The following is a 1,790-nucleotide window of genomic DNA, read 5'->3' on the forward strand; positions in this document are numbered from 1 at the left end:
CAAATAAACCGCTGTCGTGGGCGACAGCTTTTCGCTCGCTGGGGCGGCGAAATTTATTCGGCTCCCCCCGGCCGGCAAAATCCGCGTGGGCGCGGCTGTTTGCCGGTGAGGCGCGGTGCCTGAACTATTTTCGCTCCTTAACCCGCGAAAATAATTCTGTCCGCTGCCTCATTTTTACGGCCCGCATTTCTTCACGCCTTAATTCGCGAAAAATGTGCTGGGCCGTAAAAACCGGAAAACCACCACGCCTTAAGCCTGATTCGGCTGAAATATTTTGCCGCTATAGGGGACCTGCGAATAAAATTAATACAGGGATTAATAGTGGCTCTCGCGGATTTCCCTGATGATGTCAGAATAACACTGACGACTTTCTTTAATGCTGGTTTCATCCAGCGTAAACCCTCGCCGGTTGGCTTCCTCTGTCAGCGTTATTCTGTCAGTGGGGTTCAGCGTTTGCAGTAATTGCAATAACAGGCATATAATCCGGTAGTGATAAATTTCATAATAAAGGCCGCATCCACGCATCGCCTCATTTTCAATGTGCTCAATAACACAGGCTGCGCGCATGGAATCCCCGCGCTGATGTGTCCAGGGATGCTGAATAAAACCCGGTTTCGTCATAAAGATAACCTCCGTTAATTAACCACGCATGCGGCCAAATTTACTGATAATCTGGCTGATAATGGTCGGGTCTGCCGAATTACATTCGAGTAAGAACGATTTTCTGGCATCGGCAGTATGCTCCGGCAGAAAACCGTGCTTGTTATTTTTCACGATATTAAAGAATGCACGTTCGGCCGAATGGCATTCATTGCCGCCGCCGTTCCCGGTGGCTTTACCGTACATGCATAACACCACTTCACAGGCGTCAGCGGCCATGACGGAAGTTGAATATGACGCCATAATGCAGAGCAATAATGCGGAGGATATTGCTTTTTTCATTTCGGTCACCTTCATATTTAAACGAGGGTAGCGTATTTGGATATGTTATTTATTGGAGTCCTTTTCTGAATACACCTCTCATGTCTTTGAGATGAAGGGGTTTAAAATAAACATCACTCATGCGGCGTATGTCACCGTGAATATCAATGCTGACGATCACATCAATGCTCTTAAGCACCTTGCGTAACAGCACGTCGAAAGGCATGTTCCGGCAGTCGGGATTTTCATAGCAGCGGTCAATGAGCCCTTCAATACATTCTTCCGGGCTGCCCGCATGCAGGGAGGTCATTAATCCCTCATGCCCGGAACCGACGATTTTCAGTGCATCCCAGGCTTCCCGACCGCGAATTTCAGCCAGTAATATCCGGTCAGGGTTCATACGATAATTGGCGCGTATCAGTCTGCCGGGCGTGACAATGGCATTATCCCCGGCATCCGCCGGATAAAAGAGATGGACATAGTTGGTGTGGTGATAGAACCGGATTTCTGGGTTGTCCTCGATGGTGGTCAGCCTGAGGTGCCGGGGAATAGAGTGCAGCAGCGTTTTCATATAGGTGGTTTTACCGGAGCCCGTTTCACCGACGATAAAAATCGTCTTGCCGTATTCCACCGCTTTTTCCATAAAGCGGGAAATATCCCCACCTTGATAATAGCGGGTCAGTTCAACATCTTTGCCTTCCGTTCGCTCCAGACCGCTGACCCGGTTATAAAATCCCGCATCAATCCATGACTGATGCGTTTTCTGCCCGAATGAGGGCTTGCGCAACGTAATGGATACGGTATTGCGCTCACAGGCCGGGGGAATAATGGCCTGAATGCGCTCGCCTGATTCAAGCGTGGCGGAAAGG

At 49.5% G+C, this 1,790-nt stretch carries 3 protein-coding genes; all 3 read right to left on the reverse strand.

All coding sequences use genetic code 11. The features are described from left to right. Window positions 1-315: 315 nt before the first annotated feature. The gene (locus J8X26_RS21540; RefSeq protein ID WP_208951907.1) at window positions 316-621 is read right to left on the reverse strand and encodes a hypothetical protein; all 306 of its coding nucleotides are present in this window, start codon (window positions 619-621) and stop codon (window positions 316-318) included. A gap of 18 nt (window positions 622-639) precedes the next feature. Next, on the reverse strand, window positions 640-942 hold the full coding sequence (locus J8X26_RS21545) for a TrbM/KikA/MpfK family conjugal transfer protein (protein ID WP_208951908.1): 303 nt from the start codon (window positions 940-942) through the stop codon (window positions 640-642). Between the two features lie 49 nt (window positions 943-991). Next, window positions 992-1,790: P-type DNA transfer ATPase VirB11 (gene virB11, locus J8X26_RS21550; protein WP_208951909.1), on the reverse strand; the 799-nt coding region annotated here is incomplete at its 5' end.

The sequence above is a fragment of the Rahnella sp. ChDrAdgB13 genome (assembly GCF_017655185.1).
Lineage (GTDB): Bacteria > Pseudomonadota > Gammaproteobacteria > Enterobacterales > Enterobacteriaceae > Rahnella > Rahnella contaminans.

Bases quoted from the DNA above. Each gene is read 5' to 3' on its own strand.
- J8X26_RS21540 (WP_208951907.1), bottom strand. From the start codon at position 621: ATGACGAAACCGGGTTTTATTCAGCATCCCTGGACACATCAGCGCGGG.
- J8X26_RS21545 (WP_208951908.1), bottom strand. From the start codon at position 942: ATGAAAAAAGCAATATCCTCCGCATTATTGCTCTGCATTATGGCGTCA.